General features: G+C 65.9%; 21 protein-coding genes and 2 pseudogenes. 14 read left to right on the top strand and 9 right to left on the bottom strand.

The genetic code is table 11. From position 1 onward, the window contains the following. The 6 genes and pseudogenes from E3N94_RS17120 to dut all read right to left on the bottom strand — a co-directional run. Positions 1 to 211, bottom strand: a pseudogene (locus E3N94_RS17120) (ISL3 family transposase); the annotation flags it as partial. A gap of 233 nt (positions 212 to 444) precedes the next feature. Next, positions 445 to 2,397, bottom strand: coding sequence for a 1-deoxy-D-xylulose-5-phosphate synthase (gene dxs / locus E3N94_RS05350; protein WP_134420983.1), 1,953 nt, complete (start codon positions 2,395 to 2,397; stop codon positions 445 to 447). Between the two features lie 110 nt (positions 2,398 to 2,507). Beyond that, a complete protein-coding gene (acnA, locus tag E3N94_RS05345; protein ID WP_104099628.1) occupies positions 2,508 to 5,357 on the bottom strand; it encodes an aconitate hydratase AcnA in 2,850 nt (949 codons plus the stop codon). Positions 5,358 to 5,574: 217 nt separating this feature from the next. Next, on the bottom strand, positions 5,575 to 6,372 hold the full coding sequence (locus tag E3N94_RS05340) for a DUF3159 domain-containing protein (RefSeq protein ID WP_104099610.1): 798 nt from the start codon (positions 6,370 to 6,372) through the stop codon (positions 5,575 to 5,577). Positions 6,373 to 6,383: 11 nt separating this feature from the next. After that, the gene (locus E3N94_RS05335; RefSeq protein ID WP_104099609.1) at positions 6,384 to 7,013 is read right to left on the bottom strand and encodes a DUF3710 domain-containing protein; all 630 of its coding nucleotides are present in this window, start codon (positions 7,011 to 7,013) and stop codon (positions 6,384 to 6,386) included. Next, positions 7,010 to 7,486: a dUTP diphosphatase gene (gene dut, locus E3N94_RS05330; RefSeq protein ID WP_104099608.1), complete on the bottom strand. Its 477-nt coding sequence runs from the start codon at positions 7,484 to 7,486 to the stop codon at positions 7,010 to 7,012. Before dut ends, E3N94_RS05335 begins: the two co-directional genes overlap by 4 nt. Positions 7,487 to 7,524: 38 nt before the next feature. On the opposite strand from dut, the gene E3N94_RS05325 reads away from it, so the two are divergent. Further along, the gene (locus E3N94_RS05325; protein ID WP_104099607.1) at positions 7,525 to 7,980 is read left to right on the top strand and encodes a DUF3093 domain-containing protein; all 456 of its coding nucleotides are present in this window, start codon (positions 7,525 to 7,527) and stop codon (positions 7,978 to 7,980) included. Positions 7,981 to 7,986: 6 nt separating this feature from the next. Here E3N94_RS05325 and E3N94_RS05320 read toward each other — a convergent pair whose 3' ends face one another. After that, positions 7,987 to 8,280 carry a DUF4193 domain-containing protein gene (locus tag E3N94_RS05320; protein ID WP_104099606.1) on the bottom strand — a complete coding sequence of 98 codons (294 nt, stop codon included), beginning with the start codon at positions 8,278 to 8,280 and terminating at the stop codon, positions 7,987 to 7,989. A gap of 196 nt (positions 8,281 to 8,476) precedes the next feature. Here E3N94_RS05320 and sepH point away from each other — a divergent pair, with 196 nt between their 5' ends. Together sepH and E3N94_RS05310 are read left to right on the top strand one after the other, a co-directional pair. Continuing rightward, positions 8,477 to 9,628, top strand: a complete 1,152-nt coding sequence (gene sepH, locus E3N94_RS05315; RefSeq protein ID WP_104099605.1) for a septation protein SepH — start codon at positions 8,477 to 8,479, stop codon at positions 9,626 to 9,628. Between the two features lie 88 nt (positions 9,629 to 9,716). After that, positions 9,717 to 10,757 carry an FUSC family protein gene (locus E3N94_RS05310; RefSeq protein ID WP_166790067.1) on the top strand — a complete coding sequence of 347 codons (1,041 nt, stop codon included), beginning with the start codon at positions 9,717 to 9,719 and terminating at the stop codon, positions 10,755 to 10,757. A 247-nt stretch (positions 10,758 to 11,004) separates the two neighbouring features. On the opposite strand, the gene E3N94_RS05305 is transcribed toward E3N94_RS05310, so the two are convergent. Continuing rightward, on the bottom strand, positions 11,005 to 11,568 hold the full coding sequence (locus tag E3N94_RS05305) for a YceI family protein (protein ID WP_134569927.1): 564 nt from the start codon (positions 11,566 to 11,568) through the stop codon (positions 11,005 to 11,007). Between the two features lie 201 nt (positions 11,569 to 11,769). Between E3N94_RS05305 and E3N94_RS05300 the strand changes: the two genes are divergently transcribed. Next, a complete protein-coding gene (locus tag E3N94_RS05300; protein ID WP_134342492.1) occupies positions 11,770 to 12,432 on the top strand; it encodes a hypothetical protein in 663 nt (220 codons plus the stop codon). Positions 12,433 to 12,599: 167 nt separating this feature from the next. Here E3N94_RS05300 and E3N94_RS05295 read toward each other — a convergent pair whose 3' ends face one another. Continuing rightward, complete coding sequence (locus E3N94_RS05295) at positions 12,600 to 13,799, bottom strand: glycoside hydrolase family 3 N-terminal domain-containing protein (RefSeq protein ID WP_241986216.1); 1,200 nt, start codon at positions 13,797 to 13,799, stop codon at positions 12,600 to 12,602. 96 nt (positions 13,800 to 13,895) lie between these two features. Here E3N94_RS05295 and E3N94_RS05290 point away from each other — a divergent pair, with 96 nt between their 5' ends. From E3N94_RS05290 to E3N94_RS05245, 10 genes and pseudogenes are all read left to right on the top strand, one after another. Beyond that, on the top strand, positions 13,896 to 14,657 hold the full coding sequence (locus E3N94_RS05290; protein ID WP_241973117.1) for an oxygenase MpaB family protein: 762 nt from the start codon (positions 13,896 to 13,898) through the stop codon (positions 14,655 to 14,657). 49 nt (positions 14,658 to 14,706) lie between these two features. Next, positions 14,707 to 15,210, top strand: a complete 504-nt coding sequence (locus E3N94_RS05285) for an Lrp/AsnC family transcriptional regulator (protein WP_104099599.1) — start codon at positions 14,707 to 14,709, stop codon at positions 15,208 to 15,210. Positions 15,211 to 15,320: 110 nt separating this feature from the next. Beyond that, positions 15,321 to 16,475, top strand: a complete 1,155-nt coding sequence (pdhA, locus tag E3N94_RS05280) for a pyruvate dehydrogenase (acetyl-transferring) E1 component subunit alpha (protein ID WP_134420981.1) — start codon at positions 15,321 to 15,323, stop codon at positions 16,473 to 16,475. Then, positions 16,472 to 17,485, top strand: a complete 1,014-nt coding sequence (locus tag E3N94_RS05275) for an alpha-ketoacid dehydrogenase subunit beta (RefSeq protein WP_134420979.1) — start codon at positions 16,472 to 16,474, stop codon at positions 17,483 to 17,485. The genes pdhA and E3N94_RS05275 overlap by 4 nt, the downstream gene beginning before the upstream one ends. After that, positions 17,485 to 18,924, top strand: a complete 1,440-nt coding sequence (locus E3N94_RS05270; RefSeq protein ID WP_134420977.1) for a dihydrolipoamide acetyltransferase family protein — start codon at positions 17,485 to 17,487, stop codon at positions 18,922 to 18,924. Before E3N94_RS05275 ends, E3N94_RS05270 begins: the two co-directional genes overlap by 1 nt. An 818-nt stretch (positions 18,925 to 19,742) precedes the next feature. Further along, positions 19,743 to 20,585, top strand: coding sequence for a phosphatidylinositol-specific phospholipase C/glycerophosphodiester phosphodiesterase family protein (locus E3N94_RS05265; protein ID WP_134420975.1), 843 nt, complete (start codon positions 19,743 to 19,745; stop codon positions 20,583 to 20,585). Between the two features lie 236 nt (positions 20,586 to 20,821). Then, positions 20,822 to 21,217 carry a hypothetical protein gene (locus E3N94_RS05260; RefSeq protein ID WP_134420973.1) on the top strand — a complete coding sequence of 132 codons (396 nt, stop codon included), beginning with the start codon at positions 20,822 to 20,824 and terminating at the stop codon, positions 21,215 to 21,217. 640 nt (positions 21,218 to 21,857) lie between these two features. Further along, entirely contained in the window at positions 21,858 to 22,355 is a 498-nt protein-coding gene (locus E3N94_RS05255) for a GNAT family N-acetyltransferase (RefSeq protein WP_134569926.1), read from the top strand. 15 nt (positions 22,356 to 22,370) lie between these two features. Continuing rightward, a pseudogene (locus E3N94_RS05250) lies at positions 22,371 to 22,472 on the top strand (integrase core domain-containing protein); the annotation flags it as partial. 706 nt (positions 22,473 to 23,178) lie between these two features. Continuing rightward, positions 23,179 to 23,822: IS256 family transposase (locus tag E3N94_RS05245; protein ID WP_134569925.1), on the top strand; the 644-nt coding region annotated here is incomplete at its 3' end.

Below are 23,822 nucleotides of genomic sequence, written 5' to 3'. Positions count from 1 at the left end.
TCGTGCCCGCGTCCAAGGCCCGCCACCGGCGCCGCCCCGCACCCCTGTCGTAGCGTGGGCAACGTTTCAGGCAGACCCCGCACCGGTGCCGCGCCGACCCCGTCGGCCGCACCGAGGCCGCCAAAACACCCGCCACCGGGTCCAGATTCAGGTCCTCAACGACCGTCTTATCGACACCCAGCAAAGTCCGCCATATTGTTAGAGACCGCACGCCGTTTTCCCGCCTATAAAGTTTCTTTCCTTTGACAGTCAGAAACCTAGACAGGAAGCGGCGTGCGGCCGTTAAGGCGCTCCGAAACACCCACGGATAGAGCAGGGGAGCCAGAATCTCCGTCGAATTGGCTCGACGCCGGGCACGGCACCCCGCCTGTGATGAACAGCGATCACGCGGTGATCTCAGCCCCAGCCTTCCGGAAACGACACAACCATTCGATGGGGAATCGCCTAATCCTGCTTAAGGTTTGCCGGGATGCTGGCGGTGTCGGCGCGGTCCGCCGGCAGGGGCCGCGCATGCGGGATCTTGCTGCCGAGCACCATTGCGACGACATCGCGGGCGATGCGCTGCGGGGTCAGCCCAACACGGTCGAGGATCTCGGCGCGGGTGCCGTGGTCGAGGAATTCGTCGGGCAGCCCCAGTTCGGTGACCGCCGTGTCCACGCCGGCTTCACGCAGATCTTGACGGACACGGGTGCCGACGCCGCCGACCCGGACGCCGTCCTCGATGGTCACGACGATGCGGTACTCCGCGGCCAGGGCCACGATGCTCCGCGGTACCGGGACGACCCAGCGCGGGTCGACGACGGTGGCTCCGATGCCCTGGGCTGCGAGCCGGTCCGCCACATCGAGACCGATCGTGGCCATCGGCCCGACAGTGACGATCAGCACGTCTTTCTGGGCTGATTCCAAGAGCACGTCTACGCCGTCGCCCAGGCGGCGCACGGCGTCGATTGGGGCGCTCACGCTGCCCTTGGGAAAGCGCAGCACAGTGGGCGCGTCGTCGACGGCCACGGCCTCTTCGAGCTCCTCTGCCAGGCGCACCGAGTCCCGAGGTGCCGCGAGGCGGATCCCGGGGACGACCTGAAGGATCGCCAGGTCCCAGATGCCATGATGGCTGGGACCGTCGGGCCCGGTCACCCCGGCCCGGTCGAGCACGAATGTGACGCCGGCCTTGTGCAGGGCGACATCCATCAGGACTTGGTCGAACGCTCGGTTGATGAAGGTGGCGTAGAGCGCGACGACCGGGTGCAGGCCGCCGAAGGCGAGGCCGGCGGCACTGGTGACGGCGTGCTGCTCGGCGATGCCCACATCGTGCACCCGGGCGGGGAATCTCTCGGCCATCTTGTGCAGGCCGGTGGGACGGAGCATGGCCGCGGTGATGCCCACGATCTTCGGATCGAGTGTGGCAAGGCGCAGCAGCTCGTCGGCGAACACCGACGTCCAGGAGGGTGCGCCGGCGGATTCGGTGGACTCCCCTGTTTCCGGGTCGATCTGGCCGACCGCATGGAACTGGTCGGCGGTGTCCTGAACGGCCGGGTCGTATCCCTTACCCTTCTGGGTGATCGCGTGCACGATCACCGGCGCGCCGTAGCCCTTGGCCTGATGGAGCGCCTCGACCATCGCCGCCATGTCGTGGCCGTCGATCGGACCGATGTACTTGATGTCGAGGTTGGAGTAGAGCGCCTCGTTGTTGGAGAACCGGGCGAGGAAGCCGTGCATGCCGCCGCGCACGCCGCGGAAGAACGCCCGGGCGGGCGCGCCCATCCGTTCGAAGGCCTGACGGCTGGTCAGATAGGCACTGTGGTACGCCTGTCGGGTGCGCACGGTGTTCAGGAAGCGGGCCATGCCGCCGATGGTGGGCGCGTAGGAGCGGCCGTTGTCATTCACGATGATGATCAGGCGACGGGTGTTGTCGTCGCTGATGTTGTTGAGGGCTTCCCAGGTCATGCCCCCGGTCAGGGAGCCGTCGCCGACGACCGCGATCACATGGCGGTCGCTCTGCCCGGTCATCTCGAAGGCTCGGGAGATGCCGTCAGCCCAGGACAACGAGCTGGAGGCGTGGGAACTCTCCACGATGTCGTGCTCGGACTCGCGCCGCTGCGGGTAGCCGGCCAGGCCGCCGGCCTGGCGGAGGAGGCTGAAGTCCTGGCGCCCGGTGAGCAGCTTGTGCACGTAGGCCTGATGTCCGGTATCGAAGACAATGGCGTCACGCGGGGATTCGAAGACCCGGTGCAAAGCGATGGTCAGCTCGACCACGCCGAGGTTGGGACCAAGGTGCCCGCCGGTCTTGGAGACTTCCCGAACGAGGAACGCCCGCACCTCGGCCGCGAGCTGGACGAGCTGTTCCATCGAGAGGCGATCCAGATCTCTCGGCCCGAAGATCGTGTCCAGTAGCGCCATCGATAACACCTTTCACGTTGCGCTATCCGCCACCAGAAAACCGGCGCATAGATTCGGTCAAGCCGAGTCTACGCGCCGGTTTCGGTAGCTGGCCTAAAGGCTCCTGCGTGCTAGGCGACCAGCGAACGCAGGACGTACTGCAGGATGCCGCCGTTGCGGTAGTAATCGGCCTCACCCGGGGTGTCGATGCGGACGACCGCGTCGAACTCGACTGTGGCCTTGCCGGCGGCAGACTGCGCACTCGGCGCCGCCGTGACGCGCACCGTCTTCGGGGTGACCCCGCTGTTCAGCTCGACGAGACCCTCGATTGTGACGACCTCCGTGCCGTCCAGTCCAAGTGACGCCCAGCTCTGGCCGGCCGGGAACTGCAGAGGCACGACGCCCATCCCGATCAGGTTCGAACGGTGGATGCGTTCGAAGCTCTCCGTGATGACGGCCTTCACCCCGAGGAGGCTGGTGCCCTTCGCGGCCCAGTCGCGGGACGAACCCGAACCGTATTCCTTGCCACCGAAGATGACCAGCGGCGTGCCGGCGGCCTGGTAGTTCTGCGAAGCGTCATAGATGAACGCCTGCGGAGCCCCGTCAACGGTGAAGTCGCGGGTGTAGCCACCCTCGACTCCGTCCAGCAGCTGGTTGCGGAGACGGATGTTCGCGAATGTGCCGCGGATCATGATCTCGTGGTTGCCGCGGCGCGAGCCGTAGGAGTTGAAGTCGCCCCGTTCGACGCCGTGCTCCAGCAGGTAGGCGCCGGCCGGGCTATCGGCCTTGATCGAACCAGCAGGGCTGATGTGGTCGGTCGTGACCGAGTCGCCCAGTTTGGCCAGCACACGGGCACCGACAATGTCGACCACCGGGGTGGTCTCCATGGTCATGCCGTCGAAGTATGGGGGCTTCCGCACATACGTGGACTCAGGGTCCCACTCGAAGACCTCGCTGTCCGGTGTCGGCAGGCCGCGCCAGCGCTCGTCGCCCTCGAAGACATGGCCGTACTGCTTCGTGAACATGCCGGTGTCGATCGAGCCGTCGATCGTGGACTGCACCTCGGCGGAGTCGGGCCAGATGTCCTTGAGGAACACCTCGTTGCCGTCGCTGCCGATGCCGAGCGCATCCGTCTCGAAGTCGAAGTTCATCGAGCCTGCGAGGGCGTAAGCGATGACCAGCGGCGGGCTGGCCAAGTAGTTCATCTTGACGTCGGGGCTGATCCGACCCTCGAAGTTGCGGTTGCCTGAGAGCACCGCGGTGACGGCCAGGTCGTTGTCGTTGATCGCGGTCGTGACCTCGTCGATGAGCGGGCCGGTGTTGCCGATGCAGACCGTGCAGCCGTAGCCGACGGTGTAGAAGCCGAGGGCCTCGAGGTCGCCGGTGAGGCCGGCCTTCTCGTAGTAGTCGGTGACGACCTTCGAGCCCGGAGCCAGGGTGGTCTTGACCCACGGCTTGCTCGTGAGGCCCTTCCTGACGGCGTTTCGGGCGAGCAGGCCCGCGGCGAGCATGACACTCGGATTGGACGTGTTCGTGCACGAGGTGATGGCCGCGACAGCGACCGCTCCGTGGTCGAGCGTGTAGTTCGCGCCGTCTTGCGTGGTGATCGCGACGGGCCTGGACACGCTGATCGGAGCGTGGCTCACGTGGTTGTGTGAGGCCTTGTGGTCAAGGTTCTCGTCCTCGGCGGTGAAGCCGATCGGGTCTGAAGCAGGGAAAGAGGCCTCGACGGCCGCGTCCACAACAGTCCAGTCCTGCGTCGCGTAGCTCTGCAGGTCAAGTTCGAACTGCGACTTCGCCTCGGTGAGGATGACGCGGTCTTGCGGGCGCTTCGGGCCGGCAATCGACGGCACGACGGTGCCCAGGTCGAGCTCGAGGTACTCGCTGAAGACGGGCTCCTTGTCGGCATCGTGCCACAGGCCCTGCAGCTTCGAGTAGGCCTCGACGAGTGCAACCTGCTCGTCGCTGCGACCCGTCAGGCGCAGGTAGTCGAGGGTGACGTCGTCGATCGGGAACATCGCGGCCGTGGATCCGAACTCCGGGCTCATGTTGCCGATCGTGGCCCGGTTGGCCAGCGGAACCTGCGAGACACCCGCGCCGTAGAACTCGACGAACTTACCGACCACGCCGTGCTTGCGCAGAATCTGGGTGATGGTGAGCACGACATCCGTCGCGGTGACGCCGGTCGGGATGGAGCCGTTGAGCTTGAAGCCGACCACCTTGGGAATGAGCATCGAGATGGACTGGCCGAGCATGGCTGCCTCGGCTTCGATGCCGCCCACACCCCAGGCGAGCACGCCAAGGCCGTTGACCATGGTCGTGTGCGAGTCGGTTCCCACGCAGGTGTCGGGGTAGGCCTGAAGCACGTCGTTGCCCTCCGCGTCCGGCACGGTGCGGGTCATCGTGACGCGGGCCAGATACTCCAGGTTGACCTGGTGCACAATGCCGGTTCCGGGCGGCACGACCTTGAAATCGTTGAACGCGGTCTGGCCCCAGCGCAGGAACTGGTACCGCTCACCATTGCGCTCGTACTCGATCTCCACGTTGCGCTCGAGGGCGTCCGCGGTTCCGAACAGGTCGGCGATGACGGAGTGGTCGATGACCAGCTCGGCCGGAGCCAGCGGGTTGATCTTCTTCGGGTCGCCGCCGAGTTCGGCGACGGCCTCGCGCATGGTGGCGAGGTCGACGATGCACGGCACGCCGGTGAAGTCCTGCATAACGACGCGGCCAGGGGTGAACTGGATCTCGGTGTCGGGTTCCGCCGTTGGGACCCACTCACCCAGGGCGCGAATGTGGGCCTCGGTGATGTTGGCGCCGTCCTCGGTGCGAAGGAGGTTCTCCAGCAGCACTTTCAGGCTGAACGGAAGCCTCTCGTAGCCCGTTACCGCGTCGAGACGAAAGACCTCGTAGTCCGTCGACCCGACCCGCAGGGTGTCCTTGGCTCCAAAACTGTTTACGACCGCATTATTAAGCGCCGACACGATGCCCTCTCCTTCGTGGAAACCGACGGCGAAACCGTCCGCAATCCTCAATCCTGACGACCAGACGCCTGCCCCTGCCAGCAAGGGTAACCTAACCGGCGGATGCCACGTGCGGACGATGTCCAACGCCGAACTATCTTGACGTAGAGATAACTCTATCGGTGCCACCGCGTTTCCCGCGCCTATTTCCGGCGGGTGTCGCGGAATCGCGGTGAATTTATTCGGGCCGGCGACCCGCTGCGTCGTCGGTCTCCCGGTCGTCGGCGCGGTAGACCGCCCGGACCACCAGCCACGAGATCACCAGGAGTGGCGCGTAGAGCGGAATCCCCATCAGGAGCTTGACGGCGCCGAGCCACTCCACGTTTCCGGAGTAGTAGAGGGGAAGCTGAACAGCCAGGCGCAGGGCGAACAAGCCCGCCCAGCAGAGCGTGAGAATGGTCAGCACCCGACGCCTGGACCGGTTCGACCGCCAGGCGATTCCCTCGCCCATCAGGAATCCGACAGCCAGCCCGATCAGCGGCCAGCCGACGACCGCCGAGATGAAGAGGGCTCCGCCGTACAGTCCATTGGTCCAGAATCCGGGCAAAAAGAAGTCTTCGGCGCGGCCAGTGAACAGAGCGAGCACGGCGCTGACGATCAGTGCCACCAGGCCGCCAACGGCAGGCGTCACCGTTTGGCGGCTAATCCGGCGCAGAACGATGAAAACGACGCCGATCAGCACCGGCACAACAAGGGACAGCACCAGCGACTGCTCGGGAAAAAACTGCCGGGTGAAGGTGTAGGTGATCAGGAAGACGAGTCCGGGCAGCAGGGCCTCGACCAGTCCACGGATGCCGCCCATCGCGGCCAGCAGGGCGCGCCCGCTGATCGGATCACCCTCGGCCGCCGGCGTGAAGCCGGCCCGCCGGGCCGCCGCCGCCATGCCGTCGGCGAACGCGGCCGGCACGGGCGAGTCAGGTGCGTTCTCTGATGCGTCGGGCTCGCGGGCCTCATCGGGGAGTGGTGCGTCCGTCATCCCGGCGTTCTTCAGGACTGGCCCGGCTCGGCCGCAGTGGCGGGGGTGGCCGGCATCCGCAGCGGAATGAGGTCACGCGGCGGCATCGGGGCGGATCCGCGCACCACGACGATGCTGCGGAACAGGTTTTCGATCTCGGTCGCGGCGTCGGTGTTGATGGCACCCTCGCCGGCAATCACGCCGCGCAGGAACCAGCGCGGGCCGTCGACTCCGATGAAGCGGGCCAGCCTGCTCGTTCCGTCGGATCCCTGACCCGCGGCCACGGGGATCTCGGCCACCAATTCGGGGCCGAACGGGCCTTCGCGCAGAGTCGTCGTTCCGCCCTGCTTGCCGATCTGATCGGCGATCTGGGCGCGGATTTCGTTCCACAGGCCACTTGAGCGGGGCGCGGCGAACGGCTGTACCTGGAGGGTGGAGCCGGCGTAGTCGAGCCCGATCGCCACGACCCGCTTGCTGCCCTCTTCGATCTCCAACCGTAGGTGAAGCCCCTCACGCGGGAGGATCTTGACCCCGCCGAGGTCCACGTAGGGCCGCACCGGGTTGGCTTCGGCTTCGTCGAGGGGACCCTCGGTCGCACGATCGCCCGGCGCCGACTTGGCCGTCTCGTCCGGGTTCTCCTCCGGGTTCGCGGTGTCGCTCACTGGTTGTCTCCTGACGTTGAGGTGCCCGTGCTGATGTTCCGGCTCAGGCCGGTGGACCCGAATCCGCCAACCCCGCGCTGGCTGCCGGGCAGCCGATCCACGGGAATAAACGTGGCCCGACTGACGGGCATGATGATGATCTGGGCGATGCGGTCGCCGATCGCGATCGCATGGGGCGTGGTCTGGTCGGTGTTAAGCAGCGTCACCTTGATCTCGCCACGATACCCGGCGTCGACGGTGCCCGGCGCGTTCACGATCGTGATGCCGTGCTTGGACGCGAGACCGCTGCGGGGCACGACGAATGCCGCGAAACCGTCGGGCAGGGCGATCGCCACGCCCGTGCCGACCAGTGCTCGTTCGCCGGGGGCCAAGACTAGAGCCTGGGAGGAATGAAGGTCCGCTCCCGCGTCACCCGGGTGCGCGTAGCTCGGGAGGATGGACGCGGTAATCAGGACTTCGACGCTTTCTGCCACGTGTCGAGGCTAGTGCAGAAGTCTGATCGAATAGACCCATGCCTGAATATCGCGAAAAACTCTGGGCCTCTCCCGCACCTTATGTGGCGACTGCGCTCATCATTCCTGCCAGCATCCTCGTGTTCGCACCGATTTCGATGCTGGCCGGGGTGCTGCTGGCCGCCGGTCTGTACGCCGCTTGCGTTCTGGCGCTGCTCTTGTCGGCACCGGTGGTGCAGGTGCGGGGCGGTGAGCTCACCGCCGGGCGCGCGAGCATATCGATCGATCTGGTCGGCGAGGTTTTGCCCTTCGACGGAGATGAGGCCGCCCTGGAACGTGGCCAACGGCTCGACGCCCGGGCCTGGCTGCTCATCCGCGGGTGGATTCGGCCCGTCGTGCGAATCCCGATCGTGGATGCGACGGATCCGGCGCCGTATTGGCTGGTGTCGACGCGGCGCCCACAGAAATTGGCCGCCGCGATCAATGGATCGCGACGGCCAGCATCACATGATTGAGCGCGTTTAGGAGTCGCACTCCAGGCATACCAGGCCGAGCTTGGTCTCGTGCGACATCTGCGAACGGTGCTTCACCAGGAAGCACTCCACGCAGGTGAACTCGTCCGCCTGCGGAGGCAGAACGACGACATCGAGGTCGAGGTCGGACAGATCAGCGCCGGGAAGGTCGAAACCACCGGGGTTGTCCGAGTCGTCGACATCTACGACACCGGACATCTTGTCGGGTACGCGCTCCTTGAGGGCCTCAATCGACTCTGAGTCGTCTTCGGTCTTCCGTGGTGCGTCGTAATCGGTTGCCATACCCATCCATTCAGTTACGCCGAGAAAGGATTTCGGCGGCCATAGTTTCCAACAATCCGGGCGGAATAGCAAACTACACGCCGCGTCATTTGCTCGGCACAGTCATCAACTTGCGGCACGCCCGGCGTATTCCCCGAAGATTCACTCTTTACATGGCAGTCTTAGGCGCACTAGTGATGGCGAAAGGGCTTTCAACATGCAGGAATTGAAAGTTATTGGAGTCGAGAGCGGTGCGTTGCTCGCAGCGTCTGAAGAGGGAGACCGATTCAGGATCCCCATCGACGAAGTTCTCCAGTCCCGGCTTCGCCAGGCCCAGGTGGAACCAGCGTCGGGGCCGAAGCTGAGTCCCCGGGAAGTGCAGGCGCACATCCGTGCCGGCATGTCCGCCGAGGACGTCGCCGCGGTCACGGGTGCGTCCCTCGATTTTGTGCGCCGCTTCGAGGGCCCGGTCGTCGCCGAACGCGACTACATGGTCTCCTGCGCGCTGAGCGTGCCGGTGCACACCGCCATCGACCTCGACCCGATCGAGGGCGGCGCCACCTTCGGCACCGTCATCCGTGAGCGTCTGGCCTCGCTCGGCGCCACGAACGAGCGCTGGGCCAGCTGGAAGGAACCCGGCGCCGGCTGGATCGTCAAACTGGCCTTCACCGCCGATGACATCGACCACGACGCCCGGTGGGGCTTCGAACCCAAGAAGAACTCGCTCTCTCCGGTCGGCAGTGAAGCCATCGCCTTGTCGCAGCAGGGTGAACTGAAGGGTGCCCTGATCCCGCGGCTGCGGGCCGTCGGCGCCGAGACCAGCCTCGCCGATGTGTCCCGCTTCGACAGCGGCGCCTTCACCTTCAAGGAATCACTGTCCGAGGAGACGTTGCACGATACGGCGCCGATTCTGGACCCGGTGCCGTATTCCCGGTCGGCCGGCACGACGGATGCCGTGTCCCGTGCAGCCATCAAGCGCGCCGACGAACCGCCGCAGAGCCTGAGCGAGACGGCCGACCTGCTGGCGTCACTGCGCCGCCGCCGCGGGGAGCGCGAAGCCGCCGCTTTCGAAAGCAACCAGGTCGAGAGCCACTCCAGCCACAGCAACCCCGCCAGCACCAGCCCGGCCCCGGGCATCCGTCTGGTGAACCAGCCGGTCGAGGCCGCCGCGGAACCCCACGCCGCTCCCTCGGCTCTCGCCGCCCCGCCGACCGAGGCCCCCCGCAACGCCTGGTCTGCCCAGGCCGCCGGGGGTCAATCACCGGCCGCGACTCCGCGAGCGTCGGGTCATGGCAAGCGCGGGCGGGCCTCGATGCCCAGCTGGGACGAAATCGTGTTCGGTGCCCGCACCGACGACGACCTGCCCTAGCACGCAGGGTTTCAATGGCGCCGGCACCGGCACCGGTCCGACGAGCCTGTGCATACGACTCGCCCACGCATTCGACTACCCTAGGCAAGTGAGAATCAACACCCGGCTGCGATCCACAAGCCGGATTCCTCTGCTCCAGGCAGTGAAGACATCCGTGGCCGTCGCCCTCGGCTGGATCCTGTCGCAACTGCTACTGGACACGGAGCAGCTGCCCGTCTTCGCCGCGATCGCCGCCCTGCTGGTGGTGCAGCCGAACATCAACCAGACCCTCGGTCGCGCGGTCGAACGCAGCCTGGGTGTTATCGGCGGGGTCATCATCGCCTATGGCGTCGGTGTCGCATTCGGCCAGTCCAGCTGGGTCGTTCTCCTGGCCATCGTGTTCTGCATCATGCTGGCGTGGGCGCTTCGGCTGGCCCCCAGCTCGGCGAGCCAAATTCCGATCAGCGCCATGCTCCTACTCACAATCGGCACGGCTACGGCTGAGTACGCGCGGGACCGCATCGTCGAAACCATCATCGGGGCGGCGGCCGCACTCCTCGTCAACGCCCTGATCGTGCCGCCAGTGCTTCTTCGTCCGGCGCACGCGGCTGTGATCCGACTTGCGTACGAGATCGCGGACACCCTCGACCGGATCGTCGACGCCCTGCGGTTTCCGCAGAAGGCCAGCCAGATCGAAGAGATGATGATTAAGGTGCGTCTGCTGCGCCCCATGCTCGCCAAGGCGGATCAGGCGCTCAAGCAGGCCGAGGAGAGCCTCACGCTCAACCCGCGGCACGCGGTGAACCGGCGTCTCCTCGACATCGACGAGGAGTTCTTCGCCCGGCTGACCTCGCTCGTCGCACGCGCGATCGGCATGACCCGGTCCCTGCGCGACCACTACGACCATTCCCTGCACCTCGAGCCCACGGTGCTCGCGATCACTGTCGAGCTGAGCCGTGCCGCCCATGACCTGAGGCTCCTCGCCGAACAGGTGGACCACCCCGGCGTCCAGCAGGTCAGCCTGCCGCAGGAACCACCCACCCTGACCGCCCCCCTGATCATTGCGACGCCTCATCCGCAGCACTGGATCCTGATCGGATCCCTGATGGAGGACCTACGACGGGTGCGTGAGGAGATCAAGGGCGAATAGCCGATGATGTCCGAGGTGCACAATATGCCCGTCGGATCGAAAGGGAGCGCCCGCGTATCTGGCCCCGAACGCCTGCGCTCGGCCCGAGCAGCGTGGTCTCTCATTCACGACCAATACCCCGGGGTGTAGAGGATCGGAGCGGCCGCGTCGGTACCCTGACCAAAGGTCGACACGAGAGGGACCTCACTCTCGTGGGGTCCCTCTCGTGTTTGTTGTCCACCCTGCGCAGACCTCTGCGCGGGGACGACTACGCCTGGTTGAGCGCGGCCTGAAGTTCGATGGTGATGATGACCTTTTCGCCGAGCAGCATTCCGCCGGTCTCAAGGGCCGCGTTATAGGTGAGGCCGAAGTCGGCGCGGGTGACCTCGGTCTTCGCCGTGGCGCCGGCCTTGTAGTTGCCGTACGGGTCGGTGCCGAAGCCGCCGAACTCGAAGTCGAAGGTTACGGGCTTGGTGACGCCCTTGATGGTGAGGTTGCCGTCGACGAGGAAGTCGTCCTCGACCTGACGCACGCCGGTAGAGACGAAGCTGATGGTCGGATAGGTCTCGGCGTCGAAGAAATCGCCGGTGCGCAGGTGGCCGTCGCGGTCCGCCTGGTTGGTGTCGATCGTCACGACCTGGGCCGTGGCCGTGACGGAGGAGTCGAGCGGGTTCTCGCCGGTAACGAAGGTCGCGTCGAACTTCTCGAACGTGCCCTTGACCTTGCTGATCATGAGGTGGCGGATGCTGAAACCGACCTCACTGTGGGTCAGGTCGATGGTCCAGGTTCCGGCCTTGTAGCCGGGTATGCTCGCTGCGGTGGTCTGAGTCATGGGTTCTCCTCAATTCGCGGAACGGTGGATTCTCGTCCTCACATTCATGCAAGCGCATAGGAAAGTGAAATATTCCGAATCGGGGAGAGTTCTTTTCGACAGTGGTCCGGCCACTCCTGCCGGAATCCCTTGACTGCCTCCGGGGCCGAGGGTACCGTCGGTCGCTCAGGGGCTGGTGCATGGGTGGAACGGAGGGCTGAAATGCGCTCACGGTTTTTGCTCCCCCTGGGTCTGCTGATCGCCCTGCTCGCCGGATGCGCGTCCCCGGCCCCTTCGTCGCCCTCCTCTGCTTCGGCAACGGCAACCGAGAGCGTGGTAATGCGCCCCATCACCGAGGGCGGTCTGCCTGCCGCGGGCTTCACCGTCACCGAGGAGACGACCGTCACGCTCGACTGTGGCAGCGCGTCGTTCGATGATCGGCCGTCCGCAGTCGCCGTCGACGACAACATCCACGCCTGCACACCGTCGAGCGCGTTCGCCGTAGCGTGCTGGCAGGATGCGGCGCCCGGCTTTGTGGCCTGCTACCGCGACCCGTGGACCACGGCGGTGGTGCGCCTGCCGAGCACCGGGAGCCTGCCGGCGGCCACCGCGCCCGAGCAGGCGCGACCGCTCGGGCTGTTGCTCAGCGACGGGGACCGCTGCCTGATTCGCAGCGGTGGCGTTTGGAACGACCTGACCGAGCACCCCGCCTGGTACGGCACCTACTCGTGCACGGAAGATGGGGCGGTCTGGGCGGAGAGCGCAGACGGCATCGATCGGTCAGGCCCCCGATGGACGGTACGCGTCGCGCCCATTTCGGGGGGAGATCCGCTCACCACCCGCGAAGTCGTCACGGCGTACTTCGTCGGCACGGCAGAGGGCTAGCGGACTGAGAGCTGACCGGGCGCCCGACGGACTGGGTCATGACTTTGGTGACACCCAGCTGAGGACACTCCGGTGCCTCCGACGAAGACGAGAATGCGTGATTAGAGTGTGCCGGCATCCATGAGGTCCTACTCGGTGCGGTTCGCTGCACAATCTGGATTTGGGGTTCACTCCTGGGATGCGCTGAGGGCGGCCCGGCCGCGCAGCACCAGGAGCTTGTAGGCAGCATCATCGATCTGCTCCAGCGTGAGCCGCCCGGTATCGACCGCTTCGACGATTCTGCCGATCAGAACTGTGACATCGGTGCCGTACCGCGCGGGATTCGCCGGCAGAACGGAGAGCAGCATGGTGTTGCCCGCTGCCAGGGCGGCGATCCCGTTCTCGGCCGGGTCGGCGTACTCCGGCAGGCCGAAGTCCTGGAGCATCAGCAGATCGTCGGTAATCGTGACGCCGTCGAAACCGAGTTCGGTGCGGAGGATCTCGTGCCAGGCCGGCGACAGGCTCGCCGGACGCGGATCGACGCTCGGGTAGGCCAGGTGGCCGAACATGATCAGCGCCGCGCCAGCCTCGATTCCGGACTGAAACGAAGGCGCCTCACGGGTCAGCCAGTCCTGATAGCCAAGCGGAGTCGACGGGATGCTTCGGTGCGAGTCCCCCGGCGCCGCCCCGTGACCGGGGAAGTGCTTGAGCGTGCTCAGAACCCGCGCACGCTCACCGGTGACCGCCGCAGCCACCCGGGCGGATGCCGACGCCGGGTCGGTGCCGAGCATCCGGCCGGCCAGGAACGAGCTCGGGTCGGCCGTGACGTCGGCGACGATGCCGAAGTTGACACTCACGCCGACGGACTGGAGCAGGGTCGACCGACTGCGGAAGGCATCCTCTGTGGCCGGTGCGGGGAGCGTCTGCAGCTGGGCAGCCCCGGGCGCCAGGTCGGCGGGCAGCCGGGAGACCTCGCCGCCCTCCTGATCGATGCCGATGAGCAGCGGGAGTTCCGGGTCGGGACTGAGGGCATCCGTCATTGCCCGCATTTCTTCCGGGGAGACCGGCACGTTGTCATCCATCAGGATGAGTCCACCGAGGCCGTTCGCCCCGGCGAAGGTGCGCAGCTCGGCCGCATCTGTTCCCGGCTGGTGCAGCATCAGTAGGCTGGCGACCTTCTCGGTCAGGGACATGGCGGCCAGGCGGCGAGTGGCGTCTTCGGCAACGGGGCCGGCCGACCAGCCGGGCCCGAGCGGGGCGGCAGTGCCGCTTTTCGCGTCTGTTCCGCGCGCCGCGGTGCAGTCGGAGGGGGTGAGGGCCAGCAGGGCCATGGCGGCGAGCGCCGCCAGGCGGCGGGCTGGGGCCGGGTGTCGTCGGCCGGAGATCACCGATCCAGGCTAACCTGCCGGCAGCTACCGCGGCGAAGCGCCCATCCGCTTCACCGCTGGCGGCGTTACAATCGGTCTTCGAGCGGGGAGGCGCGCATGCAGATGAGGGACATGGCCGGCGAGGCCGTGCTGATCGCCGCCGGCGGGCGGTCCATCCTCCTGCAGATCGCCGACCCGGCGATCGGCCACGGAATTGCGCACCACAGCGACTTCGCCTCCCGACCGCTCGATCGGCTGCGCGGCACCCTGACCTACGTGTACGCGGTCGTGTTCGGAACGCCGGAGGAGGCTGCCCGGGCACGACGCCGGGTCGACCACGCCCACGCCCCGGTGTCGGGCTTGGCCACCGAGGCTCGTCCGGCTTACACCGCCTTCACCCCAGAACTGCAGCTCTGGGTGGCGGCGACCCTGTATGACTCCGCCATGACCATGCGGGAGCTGGTCTACGGCCCGCTCGACGGAGCCACGGCGGACGCGCTCTACCGGGAGTACGCCGTGCTGGGCACGGCGTTGCAGATGCCCGCGGAGCTGTGGCCGCCCAACCGGGCCGCCTTCGCCGCCTACTGGGACCGACGCGTCGGCGAGTTGCAGACGGATGCCGCCACGCGCGCCGTGGCACGCCAGCTGCTGCATCCCCGCACCGGGCCGCTCTGGCTGCGGCTGATGATGCCACTGGGCCGGTTCGTGACCGTCGGACTGCTCCCCTGCTCGGTGCGGGAACTGTTCGACCTGCCCTGGACCGCGGGGGCGCAGCGCCGCTTCGACCGGCTGATCCGGCTGACCATACGTGTCTATCCCCGGCTTCCGCGCCGGCTGCGCCACTGGCCCAAGAACCACTACCTGCGCGCGATGCGGTAGTCGCCTGGGCTCGCGGTAGTCTGAGGGTTTCCCCAGCCTGAGGATTCCAATGACGCAGCACTCGGCCCCCGCCGCCCCGGGCACGCCCGACGGTCTCGACGCGATCGACCGGCAGATCGTGGCCGAACTCAGTCGCGACGGCCGCCTGTCGATGCGCCAGCTGGCCGTGCTCGTGCACATTTCCCGCACCACCGCGCACACCCGGATGCAGAATCTCGTGCGTCACGGTGTGGTCACTGGATTCGGCGCACAGATCGACCGCCGGGCGCTCGGGCTCAGGGTCTCCGCCCTCGTGATCGTCAAGATCGGCGATGTCTCCTGGGCCGAGATGGCCCGGCGCCTGAGTGAACTGCCCTTCGTCGAAAAAGCTCAGGCCGTGAGCGGCGACATCGACATCATCCTCACCGTCAGCGCTCCGGACCACGAGCAGCTGAGCCAAGCCATCCTGCGCGATATCCACAGCATGCCCGGCGTGATCTCCACCCGGTCCCACCTCATCCTCGAGGAAATCACCGGCCTGCCCCCGGCTCGCGCTGCGGACAGCTGGCGCTGAACGGTCGTTTTCCGCGGACGAATGGCCCGGCACGACGCCGCTTCGGACCAATCGTTCGTATCCGTCGCCGGGGCACCGTCGACGGCGCGGAGATGCCCCACCATTGCGACATGAGCCTCAATGTCGAGAGCCTGGTTGAGAGCCCCCTCGCCGCGCCGCGTCCCCTCCGCCTGATCGATGACACCGGTCGCGCCGCGCCACTCGATGAGGCCGGCGGGTTTGACCTGCCGGACCCGGGCACACTGCTCAATCTCTACCGGCGCATGGTCGTCGCCCGCCGGTTCGACGTGCAGGTCACCGCGCTGACCCGGCAGGGACGCCTGGCGACGTACCCGTCAGCTCTCGGCCAGGAGGCCTGCGAGATCGCCGCGGTCGCCGCCCTCGGCGCCGAGGACTGGCTCTTCCCCACCTACCGGGACAGCATCGCCCTACTGACCCGCGGCGTGCCGCCCGAGCACATCCTGGCCTCGTTCCGCGGGGACTGGCACAGCGGCTACGACCAGAACGCCCACCGGATCGCCCCGCAGGCCACCCCTCTGGCTACCCAGGCGCTGCACGCCGTGGGGCTCGCGACCGCGTCCAAGCTCAAACGGGAGCGCACCGTCGCACTGACTCTGCTCGGCGACGGCGCCACCAGCGAGGGCGACGCCCACGAGGCGTTCAACTTTGCTGCCGTCTGGCAGGCCCCGGTCGTCTTCGTGGTGCAGAACAACCAGTACGCGATCAGCGTGCCGCTGGACAAGCAGATGCGCTGCCGCACCATCGCCGACAAGGCCATCGGCTACGGGATGCCCGGCTACTTCGTTGACGGCAACGACGTCGCCGCAATGTACGCGGTCACCTCGTCGGCAGTGGAGAACGCCCGCGCCGGCCACGGCCCGACCCTGATCGAGGGTCTGACCTATCGGATGGAGGCACACACGAACTCCGACGACCCGAGCCGCTACCGCGATCCCGGGGATCTGGAGATCTGGCGACGCCGCGACCCGATCACCCGCCTGGACACCTACCTGTGCGAGATCGGTGCGCTGAGCGACGCGGAGCGTGCGGACATCCGTGCCGAGGCCGAGGATCTGGCGGCGGACACCCGCGAATGCATGACCCGGTCCGCGCCAGTGGATCCGCTGGAGCTATTCGACCACGTCTACTCGACCCCGCGCGCCGCCCTGGCGGAACAACGAGCCTTCCTCGCAGCTGAGCTCGACGAGCACGCCGAACACGCCGTCGCAGCATCCGTCGCCGCTCACTCAGGAGTCAACTCATGACGCTCCCCGACACCGCACCGACGCCCCTGCGCGCACCGGTCACTCTCACCATGGCAGCGGCGTTGAACGCCGCGATCCAGGACGCGATGCGCGACGATCCGACGGTCGTCCTGTTCGGTGAGGATGTCGGCCCGCTCGGCGGCGTCTTCCGTGTGACCGACGGGCTGTACGCCGAATTCGGGGAGAGCCGCGTGAGCGACTCGCCGCTGGCCGAATCGGGGATTGTGGGCACCGCGATCGGCATGGCCATGTACGGCCTGCGCCCGGTGGTCGAGATGCAGTTCGACGCGTTCAGCTACCCGGCGTTCGAGCAGATCGTTTCGCACGTGGCCAAGATGCGCAACCGCACCCGTGGGCGCATCCAGCTGCCCCTTGTGATCCGGATCCCCTACGCCGGCGACATCGGGGGTGTGGAACACCACTCCGATTCCTCCGAGGCCTACTGGACGGCCACGCCCGGCCTCACGGTGATCTCGCCATCGAATCCGGCGGATGCCTATTCAATGCTCAGCGAGGCCATTGCTTGTGACGACCCGGTCATTTTCCTCGAACCCAAGAGCCGGTACTGGGCCAAAGCCGAGCTCAGCCTGCCTGTGCGCACCGCGCCGATGACCACTGCGGTCGTGCTGCGGGAGGGCACCGATGTCACGCTGATCGCCTACGGTCCGACCGTGAAAACGGCCCTCGCGACGGCCGAGCTGGCCGTCGCCGAGGGGCTCTCGATCGAGGTGATCGACCTGCGCAGCCTCTCCCCGTTCGACGACGAGACGGTGGGCGCCTCCCTGCGGAAGACCTCCCGCGCCGCTGTGCTGCACGAGGCGGCGCAGTTCGGCGGCTACGGGGCCGAGGTCGCCGCCCGGCTGACCGAGCGCAACTTCTACCACCTGGCAGCGCCGATCCTGCGGATCACGGGTTTCGATATCCCCTATCCCTCCCCCAAGCTCGAGCAATACTTTCTGCCCACTCCCGACCGCATCCTGACCGCCCTCGGAACCTGGGAGTGGAACTGATGGGTCAGAATTTCATCCTGCCCGACCTCGGCGAAGGACTCACCGAAGCCGAAATCGTCTCCTGGCTGGTCGCCGTGGGCGACACCATCACCATCGACCAGCCCGTGGTGGAGGTCGAATCGGCCAAGTCCATCGTGGAGTTGCCGTCGCCGTTCGGCGGTGTGGTCGAGGCCCTGAACGGGGTCGCCGGCCAGATCATTCACGCCGGGCAGGTGCTGCTGACAGTGACGGATGCCGCCGAGGCCGACGCCGCACGGCCGACCGCTCGGACTGCTGTTAAGCCCGCAGCGATGGCAGCCGGGGTTCCGGTCGCGGAGGTCGACGGGTCGGCATCCGGTGCTGTGCTCATCGGCTACGGCACGAGGGAGAACACGGGTCCCGTGCGGCGCCCTGCCACTGCGCGCTTCGGCGTGCGACCCGGCTCAGCGGCTCCGGTCGTCGCGGCAATCGTCGAACCGGTCTCCGAGGTGACTCCGGCCACCCCGGTAACGGCTCCGACCTCTCCGTCTTACCCGGCCGGCCGCTCCCCGGTGGTCTCACCGCTGGTGCGGCGTCTGGCCCGCGAAAACGGCCTCGACGCGACCCTGCTAATCGGCAGTGGGAGCAACGCGCTGGTGCTGCGCCGGGACGTGGAATCGGCAATCCGGGAACGGGCCGCAGCGGTTGAGTCCACACCGGTGGTCGAGCCCGCGGCACTGGCCCAACCTGCACCCGTGGCGGAGCCGGTCGGAACCCGGGCCGCGCCCACCGATGACATCCGGATCCCGATCACCGGCCTACGCAGGGTGGTGTCGGAGCGGATGACCACCTCGCGCCGGGAAATCCCCGAGGCAACCGTCTGGCTCGATGTGGACGCCACCGAGCTCTTCGCCGCGCGGGACCGTCTCTTCGACGCCACAGGCGAACGCTTCAGCGTGACCGCGCTGATCGCCCGGTTCACGGTCGCCGGACTGCGCCGGTTTCCGCTGTTGAACTCCTCAGTCGACACGGCCAGCCAGGAGATCCTCCAACGCGGTGCCATCAACCTCGGGCTTGCCGCTCAGACCCCGCGGGGGCTGATGGTGCCGGTCGTGCACGACGCCCACTCACTGACCACCCGCGAACTCCGGGATGCGATCGCCGGTATCGTGACCCAGGCAACGGATGGCTCGTTTCCCCCATCTCGACTCAGCGGCGGCACCTTCACCCTGAACAACTTCGGTGCTCTGGGTGTCGACGGGTCAGCCGCGATCATCAACCACCCCGAGGCCGCCATTCTGGGCATCGGACGGATGATCGAGCGCCCCTGGGTGGTCGATCACACCCTCGCGGTGCGCACTGTGGTCGAGCTGTCGCTGGTCTTCGACCACCGGGTCTGTGACGGAGGCACCGCCGCCGGTTTCCTCACCTACATCGCACGCTGCATCGAGAACCCTGTGAGCATGCTCGCCGACCTTTGACCGAGCCGCAAACGGCCTCGACCCTGCTGTGGTGCCGCCTGGGGTCGAGGCGTGCGCCAGGTCGTCTACGACACGCCAGGACATCTCGTGGCAGGGGTTTCCTGCCGCTGGGGTTTGTTGCGGTCGACGCCCTCAAGTGCGAATCCTCACCGGGCGGACTATCCGGGCGGGCTATCCGGGCGCTCCACCCGGCTGCGTTTGCTTCTGGCCCCGAATTCCGGGCCCGAGTGCGCTTAAGGTCCGGCTTGCGGGCAGCCTGGCGGGTCGTGCCGTTCGCAGGCGAGCGCGCTCGACTGCGCGCAGTTCGGCGCGACACGACAATCGAGCAAGTCTCTCGATATAACTCCGAGGCTGTGATCTGTATCGGAGTGCCATTCGGACACAGCAGACCCAGTGGATCGTCCCGCACGGCAATACGATCCGGCTCGATGGCAGAGCCCGCACAGTCAGCGCTGACAACACCTGAAGTCAGCGCGGCAAGCATGACAAGGTATGCCAGCGCTGCGACTATTCGACTGTTAGAACCAACCCGGTGGCCCTCCAGTGAATACCGAATCTGCCGGCGCGACGCGAGGACGGACTGGTGGAGCTAGGAGCGTGATTCTTACGCGAGCAGAAGGTCACGCAGGCCCAGACCGTTCATGGTGCGTTGGTTCGACCGGCGCCAGCACTTAACCCGACGGCGATAGAACTGTAGCCGTTGCGCATTCGAAACCGAACCAGCTTGTGCACTGGAACACGCGTGGAGCCGATAACGCGGTCAATCTTATTTCGACGGGACTTTCTCGGCGGAACACACTTCGTAGAAATGGACTTCCATGATCGTCAAAAATTCCGCTTTGGTTCTCGTTACCCTCGTCGGCCTCGCTACCGTCACCGGCGCGGCCGCACCATCACAGGCCGACATCGTGCCCGGCGAACCGCAGGATGCCGCCCACGCGCACAATGACTATGAGCATGAGCGTCCGTTATTTGATGCCCTCGAGCACGGATTCACCAGTGTGGAAGCCGATGTTTGGCTCGTAGATGGCGAGCTTCTCGTCGCTCACGATCTCGAGGATGTCCAGGCGGGGGTTACTCTCGAAAGCCTCTACCTGGATCCGCTCGACCGCCTCGTGGACGGCCGTGCTGGCAGTGTCTACTCTGGCTGGGATGGCAGCTTCCAACTTCTGATCGACATAAAGAGTGACGGCGAGAGTACCTACGCTGCGATCGAGGAAGACCTGGCTGAGCATCGCTCGATCATGACCAAGTACACGAACGGCAAAATCAAATCCGGACCGGTTGTCGCCGTGGTCAGCGGCAACCGCCCTCTAAAATCCATGCAAAATCTTGACTCACGATTGGCTTTCTATGACGGCCGCTCCGGCGACTTGACATCTGGAATACCAGCCGATCTCATGCCGCTGGTCAGTGAGAATTGGAACAAGCTATTCGTGTGGCAGGGCGTCGGTCCGATGCCGGAAAGCGAAAAGGTCAAGCTGCGCGAATACGTGCAGTCGGCGCACTCTCAGGGCTACCGCGTCCGTTTCTGGGGGACCCCCGATGTTCCGGGCGAAGCCCGCGAAGCGATCTGGACTGAGCTGCACGAGGCCGGCGTTGACCACATAAATACCGATGACCTCGCCGCGCTGGAGAAGTTCCTGGGGAGCCGGAGCTAGCGGAAATCGCCATCCACCCGCCTGGACCTGAAAGAAGTACTGTGAACACAGTAGAAATCGATCGGTGTCCCCAGTTCGCGAACGAATTCCGCCGTTAACGGCACTGGCCTCCACGGCAAAATCTCTCAACGGGCTGCTGGGAGATTCATGCGGAGACCGTTTCCAAAGGCCCTTTCCCCGAGACGTCGAAACGGTCCTTGTTGCCCGAAGTTGGGCAAGGCCTGTAGCTTTCGGAAATGACGACCGACCGTGTAAGGCCGACAGGGAACCACCGCCTACCCTCCTGGGCCGCGGGGTCGATGGCCGCCTACCTAGTGTCAGTCGCCGGGCTCATTGCGGCAGTGTCCGTGATGCACGCCTTCGAACTGGGCGGCGGGACGGCCGCACCCGAAGCGATGGTTCTGCTCATCGTGGTACTGACGTTGCCGTTATCTACTGCGTACTATGTCGTCGGTTCACTGGGTTCATCGCAAGTGTCGGGGCCAGAAGAATTCGCCGTCGGAGCATTGACCATGAGCGCGGCGTTGTACTACTTGGGATTCTTTCTCTTGGCTGCCATTAACGCTGCCGTCTTCAGATGGATAGTTTTCAGCACTCGACGACGGCGGGCGAAAGCTCAGTCTGATCCCTGACGGTCAACCGACGCGCTAGGGCGCGCGGAGCCAGCGCGAAGCAGTGGCCTGGCGAGGACAAGCCCGCAAACCAGGCCAGCGAGGGCAACAGGGAAAGCCACCAAAGCGCTGAGGTGTGGGAACAGAGAACCTCCGAAAAACAAGGTGAGGCCGCCGACAAGGACAGCCGGGGCTGCGACGAGGGCGCAGGACCAGATGGGAGCGTGCATCGACCGAGCCCAGACCGCGGCAGCGAAGAGGGCGACCGAACCAACAAGAATGAGATTCTTCCCCACACGATCGCGTTCGAGAGCCCCACCGGTTGGCTCAAAAAAGAACGTTCTATCGAGACCTGTCCCCAACAGGACCAGCCCGACGAGGATGAGCGCGGACCATGCGGCCAGGGCGGCAACCCAGAGTGAGAGGCGGACCCAGCTGGCTGTCATCGCTGCACTCATCTCTGTTGCAGTCATGTGCGGAACCTGAAATCCGCCTTTTCGAAAGCCGCCGGTCGTCGAGTGTCACCTCGTCAGGTTCCCGCCCAACTGGACGCGTCAACCGCGGCCCCAAGGCCCGACCCTACTGTTCAGAATCGCTATCCGCACCGCCCAATTCGGGGAAGAAGCCTCGGCGTTGCCCGACGCTTTGATCTGACGATCGCGTGCAGAAGTTTCGCCCATGGGACGAATCTGACACCGGGCACCTGCTTCGCGCCTTCGGTGCCAACGATGACCTCGCAACCCAGGTCGGCGACACCGACCTGTCAACGCTCGAGCGCTGCCAGGAATTCATCGCACTTCAGCTCGCCCCGTCCAGCCCGTCCGTGCGCAACTTCGCAATCAGCGTCGACGGCAAGGCTGTCGGCAATGTGGGCATCGAAAACATGGAGCATCGACACGCCACCGGTAGGGTTTACTACTGGGTGTCCGCCGAGGCCCAAGGCCAAGGCCTTGCCTCATGCTCCCTCGCCTCGGCTACCCGCTGGGCATTTGAAAGGCGCGACTTGCTCCGGCTCGAGCTCGGCCACAGGGTCAACAACCCGGCGTCCTGCATCGTCGCACTGAAAGTGGGATTCAATATCGCAATCTCCCAGCGGGCTGCTGGCAGGTTGATGCGGAGACCGTTCTGCTATCGGTGTCTCTTGGTTACGTCCCCGTGAGTGGTGTGGNACGCCGCCCGAGCAGCCACCTACCAAGACTGGATCCATAGCTACAATCACCACAGACCCCATACCGGCATCGGCGGCAAATCACCCATCAACCGTGCTCACAACGTCAGTGGGAACAACAACTACGTCACGACCGCCTACCTCTGCCGCCTTGCCGAGGAACTGCCAGTCCTCGAAACGGAAGAGTTGACCGCTGTCGGCTGGTTCTTTCCCCTCCAGATCAAACAGCTCGATCGGTTCGAATGGATAGATCGAGTCATTGACGACATCGGGCCCAGCTTGAACGGGCTCGATTCAGCCCAAACGGTACCCCCTCACGCGATCACCTAGGAGACAGCAGCCTAGACATCACGTTTACCGCGCTCGACCTGCCAGCTGACCACGCTGCACTGATGCAGTTTATGATGTCTAACGAGTTCCCCTTCCACGTGAACGCCAGACCGTCCCCCACGGATCTCGAGCGAAAGACCTCCGAGGGAGCATTTGGCGGCCCCGATCACGCGAGCTTCTGGGTCCAATCGGAATCCGAAGGGCGCGTAGGCCTCGTGATCCTCGAAGACCTCCTCGACGACGCACCCTTGTTCGACCTGCGGCTATCCGCGAACGCTCGGGGCCGCGGGTTAGGCGCGCCCATTCTGCAGGCCCTCACCGCCGATGTAAGGTTACGTCCCCGTAAGTGGTGTGATTTCCCGCTCTTGAGTGTTGCTTCGTCAACGTGNTTTCCCGCTCTTGAGTGTTGCTTCGTCAACGTGAAGAGCCACCGTGGGATGGTCAGTGAGTACCGACTAAAGCAACTCACAAAGGACACCACACGATGGCTCTAGACCAGTCTGCCCTGCTCGACCTGCTGGGAGAACTCAAACTCACCGATGTCACCGACTGCATCCGCGTCGCGACCGAAACCTTGTATCAAGAATTGATCGATGCGGAGGCGACCGCGTTCATCGGTGCAGCCCCGTTCGAACGCTCCGGCGACCGCACCACCCACCGCAACGGCACCCGAGCGCGCACCCTGACGACGACGGCCGGGGACCTCGATCTGAAGATCCCGAAGCTGCGCGCCGGCTCCTTCTTCCCGGCGCTGTTGGAGCGTCGCCGTCGGGTCGACCAGGCGTTGTTCGCGGTCGTGATGGAGGCTTATGTCCACGGTGTATCGACCCGCAAAGTCGACGACCTGGTCAAGGCCCTCGGCGCTGACACCGGGATCTCCAAGTCGGAGGTGTCCCGGATCTGCGCGGGCCTGGACGCTGAGGTGGCCGAGTTTCGCGACCGCACCCTCTCCGCGCAGGACTTCCCGTACGTGTTCCTCGACGCGACCTACTGCAAAGCCCGCGTCGGCCACCGGATCGTGTCCCAGACCATCGTCGTCGCGGTCGGCGTGGCTGCCGACGGGCGCCGGGAAGTCCTCGGTTTCGACGTTGGTGACAGCGAGAACGAGGGCTTCTGGACCAGCTTCCT

Origin of the sequence: Cryobacterium sp. Sr3 (assembly GCF_004402835.1) — a bacterium.
Classification (GTDB): domain Bacteria; phylum Actinomycetota; class Actinomycetes; order Actinomycetales; family Microbacteriaceae; genus Cryobacterium; species Cryobacterium sandaracinum.
This window is presented reverse-complemented; position numbering and strand designations above follow the sequence as displayed.